Raw genomic sequence first — 17,998 nt, forward strand, 5'->3', positions numbered from 1 at the left:
GTCGTCTCAAATTTCTCTTTGATTCCGGTGAATGGGTTGAGTTTTTTTATAGGGCAATCATGCAACCTACAACTAATCACGCCAAGAAAGAATATCTGGAACATCCCCCACGCGACTAATCCCCTAGAACGAGTAAGAGGCTTGAATTATGATTGCAAACTTTGGCATTGGGTTGCCAACGACACCGAGTTTCACGCAGCAATTGGTTGATTCGCAACCAAGTTTCACGCCCAAATTGGTTTATTCCCAAAATCTGGATTTTGTGCCTAGTCCAGACGATACTTTGCCGTCGTTCATCAGAGGTGCCGACAGTTTGCCAGCTCACTCTGATGGCTATGAACGTGTAAGGGTAATGATTTTTGGATCGAGCTACGGGGTTACTCACATGATTCGCTGGCTTTACAAACTACAGTTCGCTCATATCAGCGAGTGGAGTTTTTTGATGCCTGCTCCCAGTGAGGGTGAATTCATGAGCATTATTACCAAGCGAATCCCATTGAGTCCAACTAACTAATTGGTATAAAACTTGGTAACAACTTAGTAACAACTTTGTCGCAATGCTGGCGATAGTTTCAACTGTATCAAAAGCGATCGCCAGTTTCTTCTATCAGACACCAGTGAGGAATGACTATGACCAACGGCAACGGGCTTAACGGTGACACCCCTAACGGCGACACGCTTCAGCCCGATCCAATACAAAAGTTAACAGAATATGTCGAATCTGTGGAAATTTCTCTGGAAATCCAGGAGGATAAAACAGACGTTATTGAAGACCAGGTGGCAAGTCTTACCGAGCAGATAACCGAGTTGAAACAACAAGTGAAAGAGATATATGGAGATGAAGAAGACTGGAAACGAATGTCAAAGACTTGATGGACTTATCGCACGCCGTCAGGAGAAAAACCGATTGCAACGGTCAAAGCTAGAGCGAACCAAGCGCTTGCGAGATGAAGCTGCTTTGAGTAGACCTTTTAGAAAGTCTCCTTTGCTTGACTTCGTTGATGATTTGGTACACCGTCCGCCGAATCAGGAGCAGATGCGCCAGCTTAAGGAATTGCTCTTAGAAGAACAGAAGGCGATCGCTCAACTGATTGCCCTAATTGACCAGCATCTAGAGTAGCTATCTGCCGTTCACGAAACAGCCCAGCGATACCCCTTGCTGGGCGAATTTTGTTTTTTGTGGATGCTGGGAGATTGCGTCCGGGAAGTCTTGATTTCGTTTGACTTGCTGAGTGGAGATTAGCTCCGAATTGGGTGAATGCTGCAAATATTGAAATATCTCAAACAATCTTTTGAGATAGTTAAAAATATGAAATTGTGAAGGTAACAGGTAAGAAATGCCAACCTGGGTACGGCAGGATATTACAAGCAATTTTCATAAAATAGAGCCGAACGAAGAGTAACGGTGAAGCGGGATTAGTTGTTTCCATTCGCAGGCCGTGACGCTTCTTTGATAAAATAATTAGATTGTCGTTTAGTTTTGCAGCGGGCGACTCATCCCCCAATCTGGGGGTTTTTTCTTGCGATTTCACTTGCTTTATGAGCTGGTGTGTGGGTTTTTAAAGGCTACAAATCGAGTTATATTTGGAATGTGCTGTTTTGATATTGGGCTATCAAATATGGAACTAACCAAATACAGTTGGTGGGGTGAATCCAACGAGTCGCCACCGCACCTGAAAACTAAAAAGCAGTTGGGTGAATTGGGTTTATCGCCTCTGAAACCTTCCGGCGTTATCCCAACCCGAAAATACGACGTGTTCCTCTACGATTCGACTAATCCTGAATCCTGCCGACCCAAAAGAAAGCCATCTCCCAAACAATTAGAAACTTTAGCCGCTAATCGTCTCAAAGCCAAAATCAAGCGGGATTATCAAGAGTGGTATCGGGAAGTTGGTTTTATCGAAAGAGATAGGGTGAGTGCTGTTCTTTGGGCAAGGGAGCAATTAAGCCAGAACGATTGGGTGATTCTGGATACTGAAACAACGGGGCTATACGATGCTGAAATTGTAGAGATAGCAATTATCGATCGCACTGAAAAAACCTTGCTTGATACCCTCATCAAACCCTCAATTCCCATCCCCGCAGAAGTAACAAATATTCACGGCATTAGCGATGCAATGGTAGCCGATGCTGCTACCTTCCCTGAAGTCTATCCCCGCATTGTTGAAGTCCTTAAAGATAAACGGATTTTGATATACAATGCCGAATTCGATATTAAAATATTGAATTACTGTTGCTATTTGCACGGCTTGCCAATTCTCAATTTAAAAGAACGCTCCGAATGCTTGATGGAATGGGTAGCACAATGGGCCGGAAACTGGAGTTATTATCACTCATATTATCGGTATGTTCCCCTAAATGGCGGACACCGAGCATTGGGAGATTGCACGGCTGCTCTCAAATTAATGAAGCGGATGGCAGCAGATTCGGATCAAATCAATTGCCCTGTGCCAATTCCCCAAAAGAAGCGATGATATCCCAATCGATCGCATCATCAGGAAACAGGGATAATTGTCCTGGCGATACGTTGGACTGACCGCGATTGTGGTAGGACAGGTGACACGCGGTACACAGAGCAATTAAGTTTTCTGGGCGGTTGTCTTCTGGTATCCGATTGCGGTGGTGTACCGTCAAAGTTAAGGCACAACGTTCAGATTTGGTTAAGCCACTCGGTTTACCGGGTCGGAGTTTACCGGGTCGGAGGCATTGTTGATGGCACTTAGCACAACGCCAGCCCGCCTTTTCTTTCACCGAGAGCGCAATTTGTTGCCAATTGTCGGGATACCTCTTGGGTTTAGGCATAGCGGTAAAAGCTCATCTTTTCAAAATATGGGGATCGCTCTGTTAAGTAAATTTAATTCAAAATTATCAGCAGTCAATGTCAACTTCAACACTGTCTTGATTCTCCCACAGGAATTCTGCCAATAAGCGAAAATCTTCAACGGTGGGCTCATACTCGCAAGCTACTTCCCAAGCCTCGGTTAAAGCTGCCCACTGTTCGGAAGTATTGGGTTTTTGGCGCACCAGAGTGATGAAGTTCGTTGTGATGCGGACTTCTGATGGGTTAATGCCCGATTTTACCAGTTGCAGCTCGAATTGGGTATGGCTGCTGTGGGCGAGGATGTCGGCGTAGTCGGTGTCCAGCAAATTGATTTGTTCGAGCGACCAGTCAGTCATTCTCTGCATTCCATATTTCTTAGTGCCTCGCCATCATTTCACGCTTGTTTGACTCTTGAGCGATCGCCAAGTCAGAGCACACAAAGTACACAGCAGTAGAAACTCGCTTGACGATCGCACACAGTCCCGGCGACCCCTGGGTTTTTTAGTTTGTGATTCCTGGGATGACGAGCGTTGGTGAGGAAACTTGAAAAGCAGTGGCTACACAACTTCTGTTAAGCTTGCTAGATTGGGGAGTAGTCTAAAAAATCAACCCAATGAATTCACTAACTTTGTTGCACAATTTCCTCACCAACACCACCAACATCTTGAATTTCGTGCTGTCGGTCGAACTGGCGATCGCCTGCGGGATGGCAGTGATATCGGGGTGGCTAACCGATGAAGCAACTGCTGGCAAAATAGCTTTACTAGCCGCGATCGCCGCAATAATGTTTCGTTTATGGCAATCCTGGCCGCATGAGCTTGTCTTGTTAACCGTGCTGCCTCAATGCGCGTTCTGGGTGTTTGTTGGGGGATTGGTCGGCTGCACTTTCAGGTGGGGTGTCGAACGAGCGTTTTTGCGTAGCTGATAATTTAAGGATACCGCTGCGGGGGATTGTCCCCATCCCGGCTGCGGGTGGAAGGATGAGGAGGGGTGATGAGGATGTGTGAAGTGATCGCGATTTGCTTGGTTACTTCCTTTGGAAATGGTCTTAGTGCCACTGTAGGGGTAAAACAATATGGCTGATGTAGCTTTTCAAATAAAGGTTCCTAGTGATAATGATGGATTTATTACGCTTCAATGTCCTTTTTGTGATGATAGATTTAAACTGACAGTAGAAGACTTTCAAAGGGAAGATATCATCGAAATATTTTGTCCATACTGCGGACTGCGAGACCAACACAATCAGTTTTTAAGAGATGAGGTTATCGAACAAGCCCAAATTATTGCTAGCAACTATGCAAAGTCGTTACTCAATCAGTGGGTGAAAGATTTAGAGAAAAGCACCAAAAGAAATAAGTTTGTGAATTTCAAAGCTGGTAAACTACCAAAACTCGAAGCAGAAAAGATATTATTTGAACAAGAAGAACTAGAGATAACTACACTTGTTTGCTGTCAAGTAACTGTTAAAACCCGACCTCTAAATAAGGTAATTGGTGTTTACTGTCCTTGTTGTGGAGTGAGATGAAATGGAGATAGATATTAAAATCAGCAAGAACGAACTCAAGAAAATATCGTTTGACTTTAGAATGTATGCTAACCGCCTTATACATACGACACCAGATGCTGGAATGCAAAACCTTAAAAGATTTGTGAACTTTATCGATCGAAACTTAATCATTAGTGATTTTCTGAGAAATAACCATACAAAATCAGATATCCAACCTATATGTTTTGATTCATTAAAAACAGAATATAAAGTTCCTGATGAATCGCCTGATGATGAGATAAGTTTTACCCATCAACTTCTTCAGTATGGATTGGAAAAATTTTATGACAACAACCACGATGGGTACTGGCATTTAGCTTGGCTTGTAGAAGGTGACTATTCCAGCAGCAAAAAACAAGATGTAGTAAATAAATTTAACCACAGTATAGTTAAGCCATTTATTTATTATATTGAAAATTACCTAACCGACTTGCAGATTAATTTGGGAGACGGTGAAGATGCCAAGTTAATTTTTCATGTTTACGGCAATAATTATGGAGATAATTTAGGAGCAATCATGAATGAAATGAATATCGATCAAAGCAAATCTTCAATAGGCGTTGGAGTCAATCATGGAGAAATCAATACAGAGAAGTTAGCTGGAACTATCAACGAAGCCGAGAAACAAAATCTAGTCGAGGCAGCCGCAGAGATTCGCCAACTCCTGGAGCAACTGTCTCAAACCAACCCTCCCCGTACCACAGCAGAAAAGATGGCAGTAGCAGCAAAAGCTATCGAGCGTATAGAGAGCGATCCAACTTGGAAACAGCGAGCGATCGACGCTGCCAATGAAAGGGGTCTGGTCGTTTTTGAAAAAGCCATTGATAACCCAGTAGGTGTTTTTATTGTCAGGGCTATTCAAGATTGGCAGGAATCTGAAGTCCGGCAAGAACATCACTAAGCACTAGCTCCTCTGGGTTTTGCCTCAAAGCGATCGCCTATCGTAAAGGTAACAAGTGGACGCCAAATCTTTCTGCTAGTGCAGTTACGGCATTAGCAACCAGTGAAATATCTTTAACTACATTCCACAGCGCGCTCGAAAAAGCTTTGATCCTCGATGGCTTTGGGGCTGAAGATTGAATCTCAGTTGCCAAGTCATCCAAATGTTCCAATGCTTCACGACGTACTTCTTGGTTATCTAGAGCTTCGATTTGCTGGCGCAGCAACTCTATCAGTTGCAGGCTATCGTTTTGAGCTTCATTGATGGTTCCTGCTATCTTCTCAGCTTGGACTCCTCCTTTATTAACACCAATCCCTATCGACGAGCCTTTTTGGTCGATATAATCGCCTTCAGAGAAATTAGCTCCACGCTGATCGTATTTAGAATCTGACATATTTTCCTCAGTAATTACACAACCATCGCCATTGTAACTTATATTATCACCTCTGTGGCTAAAGATAGTATTGTTAAAAACCATATTTAAAGTGCTATCTGGGATTGGCTTGTCACCAATTTGTACATCGCCTGCCTTTGGATTTTCTGCTTCTATCTGTAAAGTAAAATCTAGAATTTTACTTTTTACAACATCCAATATACTTACTATAGTGCTAACATTTATAAGCCGCGCAGCACTTATGCAATGGTAACTCGATTCTAAGTTTTCTACAAATTGTCCTAGAATAAGAGCTATATTACCTGGTAAAGCGAGTTTTAAATTTGATTCATCAGTACGGATCAGGCTTTCCAAAGCACTGATATTTTGGCGGAGATAGATAGTATTTATTTGAGAAATATCTATTCCTGAGCCACTAGAATCTAGCAAATCTTTCGATATATTAAAAACATAGTTTTTATAAAGCCAAGCTCCATTGGTAAAATCCCCTTCAAATAAAATTCCTGTGATAATTCTATATTCAGGTAAAGAAATATGAGATGGATATCCATTTAGCTCGCTATCCAACCAGATTTTTAATGGCTGGTATTCCAATCTTGCTGCTAAAATTTTACACTGACGTAAAATATTTGATGCTTTCAAAGCTGGATTGCAGGTATTTTCCTGAATTTCTCGAAGTAAACTCACTTTTAATTAATAATTAAATAAACAAAAACGGTGTCTAGTAAATTCTAATTTCTCCAGAAGCAGTTTGTTTCTGGTTAACCGAACTCATTTGTTGCGGTTTGCTGCACTACTGTACTAAAGACTGGGAAGCGAAGATCGCAAATTTAGAATTAGCAGCCCTTTTCCTTCTTCCTTAAGTGACAGCAGCAGAGCCAATTTCCCCGGCTCAATTCCCATCGCCCAGCAGCCAATAAAACTAACGACCGCCTAGTCCCAGCAGCTCTCACACCGAGTCATCCACCCACCCGCACTCGGCGCAATCCCAATGCACCGGGGGGATTTCGTACTTAGGGAACGGGAGTTCGCACCGGGGACACCGGCCGGTAAACAGTGGGTGCGTATCCAAAAGCTCTAGCTGCTGTTCCAAAGTCCATCGCTGACGGGGTTGCAGGATGAGTTCGCCGTTGTAGTAGCTCGCGCCTTCAGGTTCCCACAATTCCTCCAATGCGGCGTTGGGGTCTTCTCGAAAGTCTAAGCAAGTGTCGGTGTTGGGGCCTGCGGGATGCACGGCACAGACGAGGTGTGGGTTGCGGCCGTAGAGGAGACAGCGATCGCACTCAGGGCTCTTGGGCATGGCGGGGGTGTGGGGTTTTGTCTGGGTTTAGTTTCTCGCAAATTCGGGTTGGTGGCGATCGCGGAACTGATTGCAGTCTTCGAGATTTCACAACAAATCCCCTCTGATTGTTTGCAGCTTAAATTCCCTAGCATTCCGCATCTGCAAAGTGAAAAAATTCAAATGCTTCAAATTGGTAGACGATTGGCTCGTGTTTTAGTAGGCAGTTCTAAGACTTTCTTCTTTCTACAGGAATAAATTGAAGGATACGAGGCGATCGCGAAATCAATCTTCAACAAGTCACCTCTGCACTACCGCTAGCAGCTTTCAGCAGTCCGCTGCAAGTGAATTGCTATACGGCACTTTCATTGTTTTCTTTCTTGAGAGAGACTAAAAAGGTAGTTTATCATCTTCAGCAACGGGAGCTTCAGGTGTCGCCCCTTGTGGGAGTGGTAGGTTCGTAACGACATAAAGATTCAGAATATCGTCCCTGTCCATGAAAAGGATCTGACTGCGTTTTGAGGCATCAAGCTTGTTACCGATCCAGTTCCGAGCAGCTTTGGTGATTTCCCCACCAGCAACAATGAAGGCGTGATCTACAAGAACACGCTTTCCAATCTCAGGGTCGAAAATCTCGTGACCCAGCATCATCATGACTTGGTTGTGGATCTCAGCCACATTGGCATTGCCCGATTTGGTAACGCCTGAAGAATCAATCTTGTCCTTCTTCGCTTGGATACCGAAATAGAGAACGTGTTGTGTCGGGAGGATAAATTTCATCCACACATCCTTGCCGTACTCCAGTGCCTTGTCTTTGTGACCAGCGGCTGTAATGCGATGGAATCCCAATTGACGGAATAGGGGCAGTAGAACCTCCTCGATGAGTTCATCCTCCGATGCTGTTTCTAAGTAGGCGAGTAGTAGCGCTCTTCTCTTAAGCTCAGAGGGCGAGAACGGACGGTGCGGGTCAGTGGCAGCCGATACAATTTTTTTGGTCGCAATATGTCGCAAATAGCACTGCCTATCTTCAGCGTAGAAGGCCTCAAAACCTTCACGCGCCAAGGCGTTATTGAGTAGAGCTAGCGCACCCGGTCTATCACTGCCTTCGTTCACTGCATCTGCTGAGTCCATCAATGCTTGTATGACGCGCAAAAACGTCGCTGGTGGCGTTTGAGCGTTTGGATGTGGCTCGGCAAAAATCTGCCGAAGAGTATTAGCGACCCAATAGTGGCGCGTGGAGCCGTCATGCACAAACTCAGTAGCGCAATCCTGAAAGAATTGCGTTAGATAGCTACTCTTGCGATAAACGAAAAAGGCCTCTGCCTCGGAATTTCCGCAGATCATGTCCGCAATTGTCATTAGGGTGCGTTCTTTGAATTCCACAATCTCGTTCCTAAAGCTATATCCTCTATATTAAATGGGTAGATGTGTACACTGTCCGGCACGCAATTGGGGATATGCTCCCGTGTCGCATAACTATATAAGGGGCTGAACGATTCTGTCTATCCTCCGAAACAGGGTGGATCGGCAAAATCTTTCTCTATATCACTCTAAATCAGGTGGATCGGTAGAATTCCTCTAGATATCTTCAGGTGTGGTATGCCTATACAGAGACATTAAAAAACTAGATGGGGAGGCAGGTTCATTAGCATCAATCAATTAGAGAAGCTTCTTCGTTGTGAAAGGCTCTCAGCTACGGTCAACCTTCAGCGTTTTGACCAGGAAGCTCTTTAATCAATTCATAACCATGCTGGGGACGCTCAGTTCGATCGCCCCTCGCTGTAGGTTGGGTTGAGCCTGTCACGTCCTTGCTTATAAATCACTAGATAACGTGAAACCAAACATGACTCGATTGGGCGATCGCGATCGCCCCTCTATAACCAAGTAAACCTTGAGACTTAACATCTGCACTACCGAGCTTCTTGAAGTATCTGGCGACTGGGAATAGCTCAAAGCCCACCTTTTCATAGGTGTGGCGGGCTCTTTCATGACCGGGATCGCCCCCAGTCTCAACCATAGCAATAGACATCCCCGCATCTTTCATCCAACAGGGAGCAAATTCTATCAAAGCGGTGCCAATCCCTTGACCTTGAAAGTCTGGATCGACAGCAACCATGTAGATTTCACCCATGCAGTCCCAAACGTGTAGTTTCACGGCTACAAAGCCCACAGTAGAACCTGCATCGATCGCAACCCATACATTCGTGTCTTCCGCAGCACAGACATCCTCGACAGCTTTTTGCTGGCTCACGCGCCAATGATTCGGATAGAACGCCTGGTACACATCAGCGTTCATCGCCTTCTGAATCGAATCAAAGACCGGAGTCCATGCTCTTGGCGAAAGACGAATGACTGCCATCTTGGTGGTGAGGGTCGTAGGGTTCAATTTGCATTCCCACATGAACTCCTGTTAACTCTGAAAGCTTATGAGAGCATAATACAATACTCTACAATGTCTGATAGCTTGGCTTTGAATGCTTAAAGATTTAAGCTACTTTCGCTGATTAACTAACAATGACCCCTGTTGAGGAGGGCTTGATGGAAAAAACAGGATTAGGCATTCAAGAATTACTGTATTATGAGCGATCGCAAATTCTCGCCATTGCCCAAAAGCACGGAGCCTACAACGTGCGCGTATTCGGTTCTGTAGCGCGGGGCGAAGCGACCCCAGAAAGCGATATTGATTTGTTAGTGGATTACGACAAGCGAGAAAATCACGCCTTGGTTTCCAGGTGGGCTATTGCTTGATTTGGAACAACTACTCAATCGTAAGGTTGATATCGCCACAGTCGATATGCTCAAAGAACGGATTCGCGAGCGCGTTTTGCAGGAGGCTGTACCACTATGAGGCGGGAAGCGGAACGGCTGCAAGATATATTAGATGCAATGAATATTTCCGAGTGTCGCTGAACCTAGTTTGGGCGATCGTACAGAATAATTTACCTCCGCTGAAAATAACAGTAGAACAGATTTTACAGGAGCTAGGAGATACGTGAGTTGAGCACTATCAAACCTTCGCGTTCCTGGCAGCAGCGTTTTTCCCAAGAATTTCTGATGACCGTAAAAGCGCCCCGTGGTTCACTCCAAGCCTCTTTATTCGCCACAGAAGGAGGTGGAACGGAGGACTGAGAGACTTCAAAGCCCCTGGACGATCGATTGGGTATTCTGCTCGCGAAGTGCACATCGACTGCATTTACTGGAAGCCTGCCTTGTAAGCGTTACTGAATTCACTGCGGGTTCAGGACAGTTGTAGGCAGCTTTTCGCTGGGCTTTCCCAAATAAAGAATACCGAAAGAAAAAGCACTTCCTAAAAACAGCGATTCTTCTAATAAGAAGGTGAAAACACGAATCGGTTAGAATGTTTTCAGACAAAGAAGTGCGGGAGGAACTGGTTCCTAGTTGTCGTATCACATTGCGCGACTGGCACGCAGTTTGGGCAAGCCGGGGAAAAAGGTGCAATTTGCGATCGCAGATCCCGATTGAGTATCTGAGGCCAACATCAGCAGACAGGCGTTCTGCGACAAGGAAATCCGACTGCCCAAAGCGCAGGCTAAGCGTGTTGAGATATGTGATCGCTTGGGGAAATGCTTGAGTTCAACATCCCTCACCAGCCCCACCAAAATGAGAGAGCCTAATGGTAAATTTTCTATCACAGGCAGGAAATGTGTTCAGTGCGATCGCCATTTAGTTATTTACAAAGCAAGTATTGACCACCTTGTCGCTTTCTTCAACCTAATCTGCATTCAATACTTGGTTCAATCAGAGCCATGTGCTAAGGAATTAGCTATCTCATCCCCTAGTCTTGTTGCTCCTAGCGCGTCAATTTCCTGTAACTGCCCCAACAAAGTCATCAGGTCACTAGGTCGAGGTTGTCTATCTATTATCCAACTGCGATCTGAATCCCAGAGTTCAGCAAGAAGTTGAACTAAAAGTTCACTTTCGTCATTTCTGCTACGGGGTAAGAGTTCGGGGTTTTGGATTAGCATTTTGAAAAGTAAAAGTCGGAAGAGTCTATAATTCGTTGATTTGCCAACACGGTACAATTTTGTTCTCAACCACCAATCAGGAAGTAATACTTCTTGAAAACGCTCTAAAAACTCCATAAGCCATTGATCTGCTTGAGTTGCATACTGAAGATTTTTCTTAGACCATTGCCACAGCAGGTCAATCAATTTTTCCCAAATATCTCTGACACTACCGAAGAATCGCAGATTTGGCTCCTGCTGGTTTCTAAGGCCAAACAGATATTCTCCCACTGTACAAGCTGTGTATTTTCTAAATGAGTGGTCAATTATATCCGAAGAATTTTCCTCAACAATGCAGTAACTTAAAGTATCTATAACCTCACCTAAAACAATGCAATCTACCAGTTCAACTGTTTTTAAAACCTGGAGAATTACATTAATTCCTGTAGCAAATTCGGTAGAATTGGATTTTACTATTGTATGTATTATTTGAGATTGAGCTGAATAAAGTTGTGTTTCTACAGAATCATCTCCATCCTCTTCTTGCTCTGCTTTGTTATCTACATAAACTGTTGCCCTTTCGTGCAACAAAGCAAAAAGCACTTGCTCGCGTAATAAACTGATTAAATCCAGCTCTATCTCGCTATCTGGCTTTGCTTCTAGCACCGGAATCAAAGCTGCTGCTAAAAAATCCCAATCCAAGTAATTGTGTAAGCAGCGAGGTTGTTGTTGCAGAGGTTGGATAAGTATTTCTGGAATCCATTGAAAAACATCACTTATAGAAATTCCTGAATTTTTTTTCTCTTCAAAATCCTTTTGCAAACTAGACCATGCCTCTTCAATTTGAGGCTCTTCTCGTTTGCTTATTTCTTCAGCATAGGGTACTGCATAAGTCAGGAAAAGGAGGCGGGCTATTCGGGGTGCAATATTGATGAGTTCTTGGGTGAGAGGGTGAACAAGCCCATATTCTTTTATCCATGAACTCATAAAAGCAGATGTATTGCAATTGCGGACACCAATAAGGCAACGGAAAGCAGATGCTCGAAGTAAGGTTTCAGATTTGCATCTTCGCAGTAATTTAGGGGCTGCATGAGCGAGAAAAGCTTCAGCATCCATATTATAATTCTGACAACGACTGCCGTCATCTAAACTTATCGGTAGATTAGAAAAATCACTAGCATAATCAGTGATGTAGTTCTCCAGTTCTGGGTTGAGATTATCAATAGGAAACTCTAGAGTAACAGCAATGGTTGCCCAAATTGTATCGATAAAAGCTTTCTTTACCAAGCGTTCTTGTAGAGAAGAAAGCTGTTCTTCACTGGTTAGAAGAGTAACAAACTCCCTATGTAGTTCTGGTGTCTTTTGCAACTCACCATCTACAATTTTTCGGCACATCATTACGATTTGGAAATGCTGAAGATTCCAAATTGCAGATTCGGCTTGAGCATCAACTTCAGGATCTTCAGGTAGAGTACCGACGAAGCCAAAGCTTCTAGTTCCATGTTCATCCTTTTCCGACAGCCAGTTGTTGCCCTCAAACCAAGCTCGGATTTTTAATGCACGATAGCGACTGACCGCTGGAATAAAATTAAGTTGGTGATTATCCCAGTCTGCCAAAATCTGAGATGTTGCATCAAAAGGAATGTCTCTCTCTAGCCACATTGGGAGTGCTATCTTCTCTAAAAGGGGAATTTTTCTGTGAGATAACTGATGAAATTCAGCTAACTCTTGAGATTCCTCGTTTGACAGTCGGCTCCATGCCTTCCCAAAATCGAATGCAAAATCTTGTCCCCGATCAATTAATTCAAACTCTAACCATACCCAAAGTTGTAATGACGACTGTAGAGGTAGTAAGGAACCTTTCAAAAGATTGGGATCGCATTTAGCCAGCGAAATGAGTACCCCAAGCATTGCAACAGTGTCAGCATGCTCAAAGATAATTGATATAGAACGTTCGAGTGCTGCTTTAGTCGGACGACTGTAGAGCCATCCCTCTAGCGTCATTAAGAAACAAGCGACAATATCTGGAGACCAAGGATACTTGCGATGCCAGTACAAAGCATGACGACCACCTTTGAAGTCTTTTCTGTTCTCGCCAATAAGCAAAGTTACGCCATCAGTATCAGTTTCTGGCATACCCTCCAGTTTGTTCTTTGCCCAGCGATGCTCATGCCAATAATCTGTGGCTACATTACAAAGGCTTGCAATAACATCAACTGCAAGAGATTCATCTATTTGAAGCAGATAAAGAATTGCGGAAAACTTGAATGTACAGACATCAAGATCATCAGAGCCTTCTGTTCCAAGATCGTCATCTAACTTTTCAGAGGAGCGCTCGAACTCATAGCGATAACCAGGCGGTGAAATAGTCAGAGCTAAAAGTAATTCAGCACCTAGTTGTGGATTGACACGAACTACAAAATTGAGATATCTACCTCCTTGCTTAAGCATGAATTTGCGGAACTGACGATCAACCCGCCCTGATGACCCTTTTGGATGTGGAGGCTCAAGCACGCCTACACCATGTCTAGTGAAAGAAAAAGAGGCTTCAGTTGCTTCTAATCTATTTGCTGGTGTAATCTCTCGTCCTGCCAAAACTTTCAAAAACCAGGCTGAACGTTCTGGAATAATCTTGAGCGCAAACACTATACAGGCAAAAGCATTTGATGAAAAATCACGTAAATAGTATTGCTTTTTATGGACAGGGAAGGGTAACGCTCCTTTCTGTCTTAGCTCGATTATCTGGTTTAGGTCTTCCCAACTGTCTACTCGCGCTTCTGGTACAGGATCGGGTGGATCGGGATCGGGCAGCAATATTCTTTGCAGCAAGTTAAGGACAAACTCTGCAACCTCAACGCGGAAAGAAAATTTTTCTGCAAATATTCCCCAGTTCAGCCAAGCCTCAGCCACTCTGAAAACTAAACAAGATTCCTCGATTACAGTCTCTGGATTTTGAGATAAGAGCCATCGCCACACAGGTTCCCACAAATGCGCTTTTGGAATTCCCGTTATCTGCTCCTGTATGACCAGCCTTGTGCCCGCAGACGTAGATTCAGAGATTCCTGCAAGGGCTGGATTTGGAAAAGTTGCGATCGCTAGAAGACGAGAGATGAGATGCTTGATGAAAAAAGGAAGGTGTTCGCCGGAACAGCCTTGGAGAACTGAACTTGGCTGTCTGCTCAATATCGCGCCATCGAGAAGTAAGTCAATAAGCTGTAAATGATTACCTTCCTTTGCCTCTTGAAGCAATTCCTGCCATGTTTCACTCTCTTCTGATTTCATCGCAAGATACAAAGCAAACCAGCGCACTGGCTGAGACCAAAGAGGATTTCTCAGCTTCGTTGCAAGCTTACTGACATCTAGTTCGCGACGTTTCCCCAGAAGGTAGCGAAACCTGGCACAGTCTCCTACAAAACGGTGTGTGACAGCTACTTTTTCCTCTGCAACTCGAAGACAGTCTCGCCGCACCAAGGTATCTAGAACTTTGGAATCAATCTCAGAGTCATAGAGAGACAGATCAGGAGTAAATTTATTGGCTAATGAAATGGCTGTCCTAATTAGCGCACGACCTTCTTCACTGCCATCGCGTCCATTGTTTACATGAGAGTGCCAGAACCAAGCAAGCAGGTCTAGGTCATTTTGGAAGGCTGAAGTATTGATATCATCCTGCTCAACGCTACTAATCAGCCAGTCAAGAAGCTTAAGGTTCAAGGCAGGCCCAAACTCATCAGCGCGTTGAACAAGACTAGCAACGCCGGCTGGTAAAGTATGAGATGACTGAAGATCGTTAATAGGTAGTTGTGGTAACTTAACAACATCAATAGAAAGTTCTGCGCCAAGTCGAGCATCAATTTTGTCACGAACTCGGCGTTCAGCATCTAGATGCGCCACGAGAAGGAAACGCACATCCGTTGATGTCTCGCTAGCCAAAGCATTTTGAAGAAGGTTAAGTACACAATCAAAGCTTTGATCATCGACATCACTCAGGTCATCTATGATGATGATGGGCTTCTCAATTACCTGAGCTGTTAAGAGTTCATCAATACGTCTTGTATCTCGGCTAGATGTGGAGTCTGGGGTTTCTGTCAAGGAAATAATATCAGAGGGATGGAGAAATAAGCGCGTATAATCTTGAAAACTTGTTTGCATACCCAGCTTACAAAGTGCTGATTTTCCAGATCCCGATGACCCGATGAGAAGGGTTATCCGCTTCGTGAGTACAGATGCTTGTAGCTGTGACAGTAAATCTGTCCTGGGTAGAGACAGACTGCCACCGAGTGTATGTCGAATAGCATGAAGTCGATAGCGCGATCGGCTTAATAATCTTGCCTGTGTTGCTCGAAACGCTTCTAAGCTTGTGTCATTTATAAGTTCTCGCCATATAAGAGTGCTTATACGTTCAGGAGATAAGCCTGAACCCAGTTGAAGAAGATAGCCCAACCATCGTCCAATAGTTGTTTCTGTATTCTCATCCCGTGAAAGATTTTCTAACTCAGTCGTTAAGTCGGTTCTTGGGTCGGAAACAAGCTCATAACTGACACGGGCTTTAAATTCACCAATTTTTTGGGAGTCTTTTTTTTTCGTTTTAGTCCCCCATCCCTGAATAATGTCACTGGTATTTCTGTTACCCTCAAACTTACCAGAGATTACAAAACGTAAGTGTTCTAGTAAGTTAGGTGTATGTTTAGAGGCTAGGTTAAAAATCAACCAAAATTCTTTAAGCGCTTTATAAACTGCACTGTCGGAAAGAGTTTGTTTGACTTGTGTCAGAGTAACAACTGTACCTGCTTCAGTAATGTCTGAAATGGCTTCAGCGAGAATTTCATGAGCTGTATTCGGGTCTTTGCGCTCGGCTTTTGAAGCTTCTTTCCATTGACGAACAATTTTCAGCAGTGTCAACAGAAATTGGTGATCGAATCCGCTCAAAGCCAGTAAACCACCCTCTGCTTGCTTAGGATAAAATTCCTGCCAAGCACTCCTTAACTCATCTAACTGAGAGAGCAGGCTGAGTTCGGAGGATGTTACAGTCGGGCTTGTTGTTTCGCTATTGACCATGCCTAATCCTAACTTTTCCTATAAAAGTTTGTTTCCCCTTTGGACTTAAAAGGCGGCTATCAACGCCTCGTAGAAAAAATCCCCAACCTAAATTCTATCTATATAAGTAGGGTCAGCCTGAATTCGCTCATAAAAATCCATATTCTCCCATTCTCTAATAACCATCCCCGGTCTGTCCATCAAATCAGCAGGAGCGCTACTGGTACGGACGAATGAGTATTTATCCTCATATTCAGGAGCGATCGCCAACTCCACAAGCTCAGTATCCTCTTCTTCAAACGAAACTGGACTAGCGATCGTCAAACTTGACAAATCCAATCCAGATTCTCGCCAATTACGCGCCAGCATCCACGAAGAAAGAAAATGGCATCATTGCCTAACAAATCTTACCAGCACAAGATGGGTTATTTGATTTCGGGGAAGTAGCGCAAGCTGAAAACATCCACCTCAACCTCACTCAACATCTTTGCCTCCATTCCATACAAATCTTGTAGCACCGCCTTGACGTTCGGAAACACAAAATACTCCGTTAGTTTCCCAATGCGGTAATTAAACGCTTTGTACCGATGTTTGAAGTACAGTTCCACATTCCCCCGGTGTTCCCACAATCCCAGCAAATTAACAACCACATCCGAGTAATGCGCTTTCACATCCCGCTGCACTTCCGCGATTCGTTCCTCGATCGATCGGGTAGTAACGCCAATCTTGTAGAAAATGTTGCCATCCGCTTTGACCTCCAAAAAATAGAGCGAGTTCACCAGAATCCGACGAAGCTGTGCTCGATAAATCAGCAAATCAGCCCGCCGTTCTTCTAAGCAGGATAACCCCGCAGCTTCAGCAATCTCTACAGAGCCTTCTAACTTCATTAACTCTGACAGCAGCAGGGGTTCCTGGACTTTGTTGAACAACACCAGGGGAAGCGCACCCACTGGGATTTTACCCAAGTCGGTAAACTGATAAGTGCGATCGCCCTCTGATTCCACCAATCCTTTGAGTTCCCACCGAAAGTTTACCAAGTCTTTGGGAATACCGTAATCCTGTGCGCCGTACTCTTTCCACAGCACCTTCAACTGTTCCAATTCCTCACCCTTTAGCTGGATGGTGAAGTTGTCGTAAAGGGGCAGCGATGGGAAAGCTTTGGTTTTAATCCGCTGCGACACGGGCTTGCAAGTGTCCCCGGTGTGCGCGAAGTGATGTTCTTTCACCGAGCCCTTTTTCGCTGTCAATCCGCCACCGCAGTAGAGACAAGTTAGCTGAGTTTTTCCCCGCACAACCTCATCAATGCTCGTCAGTTCGCCGCTGAGAGCAACACCAAATTTTAGCCACATTGTCAAAAGTTCTCCTAAAAGCAGGTTTTGGAGATGCACCCGCTCCACATGACCAACGATTCTAACAAATCCAGGGGTTAGGGCTTCTGCCGGGGGAAAGAAAGCGATCGGCTCTTGATGCGTGACTTTAATCCTTGCATCCCAAATCTAAAATCTAAAATCTAAAATCTAAAATCTAAAATCTAAAATCTAAAATTGCTCGTCACCAGTCTGGAATTTCTTCAGTCGCGTCGGATTGGGCTTGTGACAGTTGGTGAGTGGGCAACGGATTTTCTGGGGTTGGGGGAGCTATGTCAGGATATATGATTTTCCTGACGTAGGAAAGGGTAGAGAGTGCAGAGACGGCCCCCCTTACTTGGTCGGGACGCACTTCTAAGTATTTCTGCAACTGTTCTAAGTTGCGGTGGCCGCTGATTTCTTGAATAATCCGCAATGGGATACCCGCGTTGCTCATCTGAGTGAGTGCTGACCTTCTGAGGCTGTGGGTGGAAGCGCCGATGATGCCAACTCGTTCGCAGGCTTCTTGGAACAGGTGAGAGGCGGCTTCCGGGTTTGCGTGTTTCCAGCGGTGATTGAGATGGCGGCTGGGGAACAGGTAGGGGTGTGAGGGATGTTTGTAGGTTTCTAACAGCAGCCTCAACTCTTGAATGATCGGGATAGTGCGGGTGCC

Annotated in this window: 18 protein-coding genes; 8 read left to right on the plus strand and 10 right to left on the minus strand. The window is 44.5% G+C overall.

Features of this window, described 5'->3' with window-relative positions:
• Positions 1-148 precede the first annotated feature (148 nt).
• The 4 genes from QUB12_RS00715 (at position 149) to QUB12_RS00730 (ending at position 2,474) form a co-directional block, all read left to right on the plus strand.
• Positions 149-514, plus strand: a complete 366-nt coding sequence (locus tag QUB12_RS00715) for a hypothetical protein (protein ID WP_333304981.1) — start codon at positions 149-151, stop codon at positions 512-514.
• A gap of 110 nt (positions 515-624) precedes the next feature.
• Positions 625-873, plus strand: a complete 249-nt coding sequence (locus QUB12_RS00720; RefSeq protein ID WP_333304984.1) for a hypothetical protein — start codon at positions 625-627, stop codon at positions 871-873.
• 34 nt (positions 874-907) lie between these two features.
• Positions 908-1,120, plus strand: a complete 213-nt coding sequence (locus QUB12_RS00725; RefSeq protein WP_333054112.1) for a hypothetical protein — start codon at positions 908-910, stop codon at positions 1,118-1,120.
• 499 nt (positions 1,121-1,619) lie between these two features.
• Complete coding sequence (locus QUB12_RS00730) at positions 1,620-2,474, plus strand: 3'-5' exonuclease (protein ID WP_333054113.1); 855 nt, start codon at positions 1,620-1,622, stop codon at positions 2,472-2,474.
• Here QUB12_RS00730 and QUB12_RS00735 read toward each other — a convergent pair.
• Positions 2,437-2,802 carry an HNH endonuclease gene (locus QUB12_RS00735; protein ID WP_333054114.1) on the minus strand — a complete coding sequence of 122 codons (366 nt, stop codon included), beginning with the start codon at positions 2,800-2,802 and terminating at the stop codon, positions 2,437-2,439. The two genes, QUB12_RS00730 and QUB12_RS00735, sit on opposite strands and share 38 nt — an antisense overlap.
• Before the next feature lie 66 nt (positions 2,803-2,868).
• Positions 2,869-3,186, minus strand: coding sequence for a hypothetical protein (locus tag QUB12_RS00740; RefSeq protein WP_333304987.1), 318 nt, complete (start codon positions 3,184-3,186; stop codon positions 2,869-2,871).
• A gap of 248 nt (positions 3,187-3,434) precedes the next feature.
• On the opposite strand from QUB12_RS00740, the gene QUB12_RS00745 reads away from it, so the two are divergent.
• The 3 genes from QUB12_RS00745 to QUB12_RS00755 all read left to right on the plus strand — a co-directional run bounded on the left by QUB12_RS00745 (position 3,435) and on the right by QUB12_RS00755 (position 5,268).
• Positions 3,435-3,746: a hypothetical protein gene (locus QUB12_RS00745; protein WP_333304989.1), complete on the plus strand. Its 312-nt coding sequence runs from the start codon at positions 3,435-3,437 to the stop codon at positions 3,744-3,746.
• 150 nt (positions 3,747-3,896) lie between these two features.
• A complete protein-coding gene (locus QUB12_RS00750) occupies positions 3,897-4,346 on the plus strand; it encodes a hypothetical protein (RefSeq protein WP_333304991.1) in 450 nt (149 codons plus the stop codon).
• Position 4,347: 1 nt separating this feature from the next.
• Positions 4,348-5,268: a hypothetical protein gene (locus QUB12_RS00755; RefSeq protein WP_333304993.1), complete on the plus strand. Its 921-nt coding sequence runs from the start codon at positions 4,348-4,350 to the stop codon at positions 5,266-5,268.
• A 37-nt stretch (positions 5,269-5,305) separates the two neighbouring features.
• Here QUB12_RS00755 and QUB12_RS00760 read toward each other — a convergent pair whose 3' ends face one another.
• The 4 genes from QUB12_RS00760 to QUB12_RS00775 form a co-directional block, all read right to left on the minus strand.
• Complete coding sequence (locus QUB12_RS00760; protein WP_333304995.1) at positions 5,306-6,388, minus strand: AbiTii domain-containing protein; 1,083 nt, start codon at positions 6,386-6,388, stop codon at positions 5,306-5,308.
• 262 nt (positions 6,389-6,650) lie between these two features.
• Entirely contained in the window at positions 6,651-7,001 is a 351-nt protein-coding gene (locus QUB12_RS00765) for a hypothetical protein (RefSeq protein WP_333304997.1), read from the minus strand.
• A gap of 369 nt (positions 7,002-7,370) precedes the next feature.
• Entirely contained in the window at positions 7,371-8,363 is a 993-nt protein-coding gene (locus QUB12_RS00770; RefSeq protein WP_333305000.1) for a hypothetical protein, read from the minus strand.
• A gap of 439 nt (positions 8,364-8,802) precedes the next feature.
• Complete coding sequence (locus QUB12_RS00775; RefSeq protein WP_333305002.1) at positions 8,803-9,366, minus strand: GNAT family N-acetyltransferase; 564 nt, start codon at positions 9,364-9,366, stop codon at positions 8,803-8,805.
• Positions 9,367-9,518: 152 nt separating this feature from the next.
• On the opposite strand from QUB12_RS00775, the gene QUB12_RS00780 reads away from it, so the two are divergent.
• Positions 9,519-9,728 (plus strand): nucleotidyltransferase domain-containing protein, encoded by a 210-nt coding sequence (locus QUB12_RS00780; protein WP_333305004.1) that lies wholly within the window; start codon positions 9,519-9,521, stop codon positions 9,726-9,728.
• Between the two features lie 1,007 nt (positions 9,729-10,735).
• Here the strand turns inward: QUB12_RS00780 and QUB12_RS00785 are convergent.
• From QUB12_RS00785 to QUB12_RS00800, 4 genes are all read right to left on the minus strand, one after another.
• Positions 10,736-16,000, minus strand: a complete 5,265-nt coding sequence (locus tag QUB12_RS00785) for a hypothetical protein (RefSeq protein WP_333305007.1) — start codon at positions 15,998-16,000, stop codon at positions 10,736-10,738.
• Positions 16,001-16,087: 87 nt separating this feature from the next.
• Complete coding sequence (locus QUB12_RS00790; protein WP_333305009.1) at positions 16,088-16,348, minus strand: hypothetical protein; 261 nt, start codon at positions 16,346-16,348, stop codon at positions 16,088-16,090.
• Between the two features lie 56 nt (positions 16,349-16,404).
• A complete protein-coding gene (locus tag QUB12_RS00795) occupies positions 16,405-17,328 on the minus strand; it encodes a GIY-YIG nuclease family protein (RefSeq protein WP_333305011.1) in 924 nt (307 codons plus the stop codon).
• Positions 17,329-17,530: 202 nt separating this feature from the next.
• Positions 17,531-17,998, minus strand: a 468-nt coding sequence (locus tag QUB12_RS00800; RefSeq protein ID WP_333305014.1) for a tyrosine-type recombinase/integrase, incomplete at its 5' end; no start/stop codon positions are given.

Origin of the sequence: Microcoleus sp. B7-D4 (assembly GCF_036705125.1) — a bacterium.
Classification (GTDB): Bacteria; Cyanobacteriota; Cyanobacteriia; order Cyanobacteriales; family Microcoleaceae; genus Microcoleus.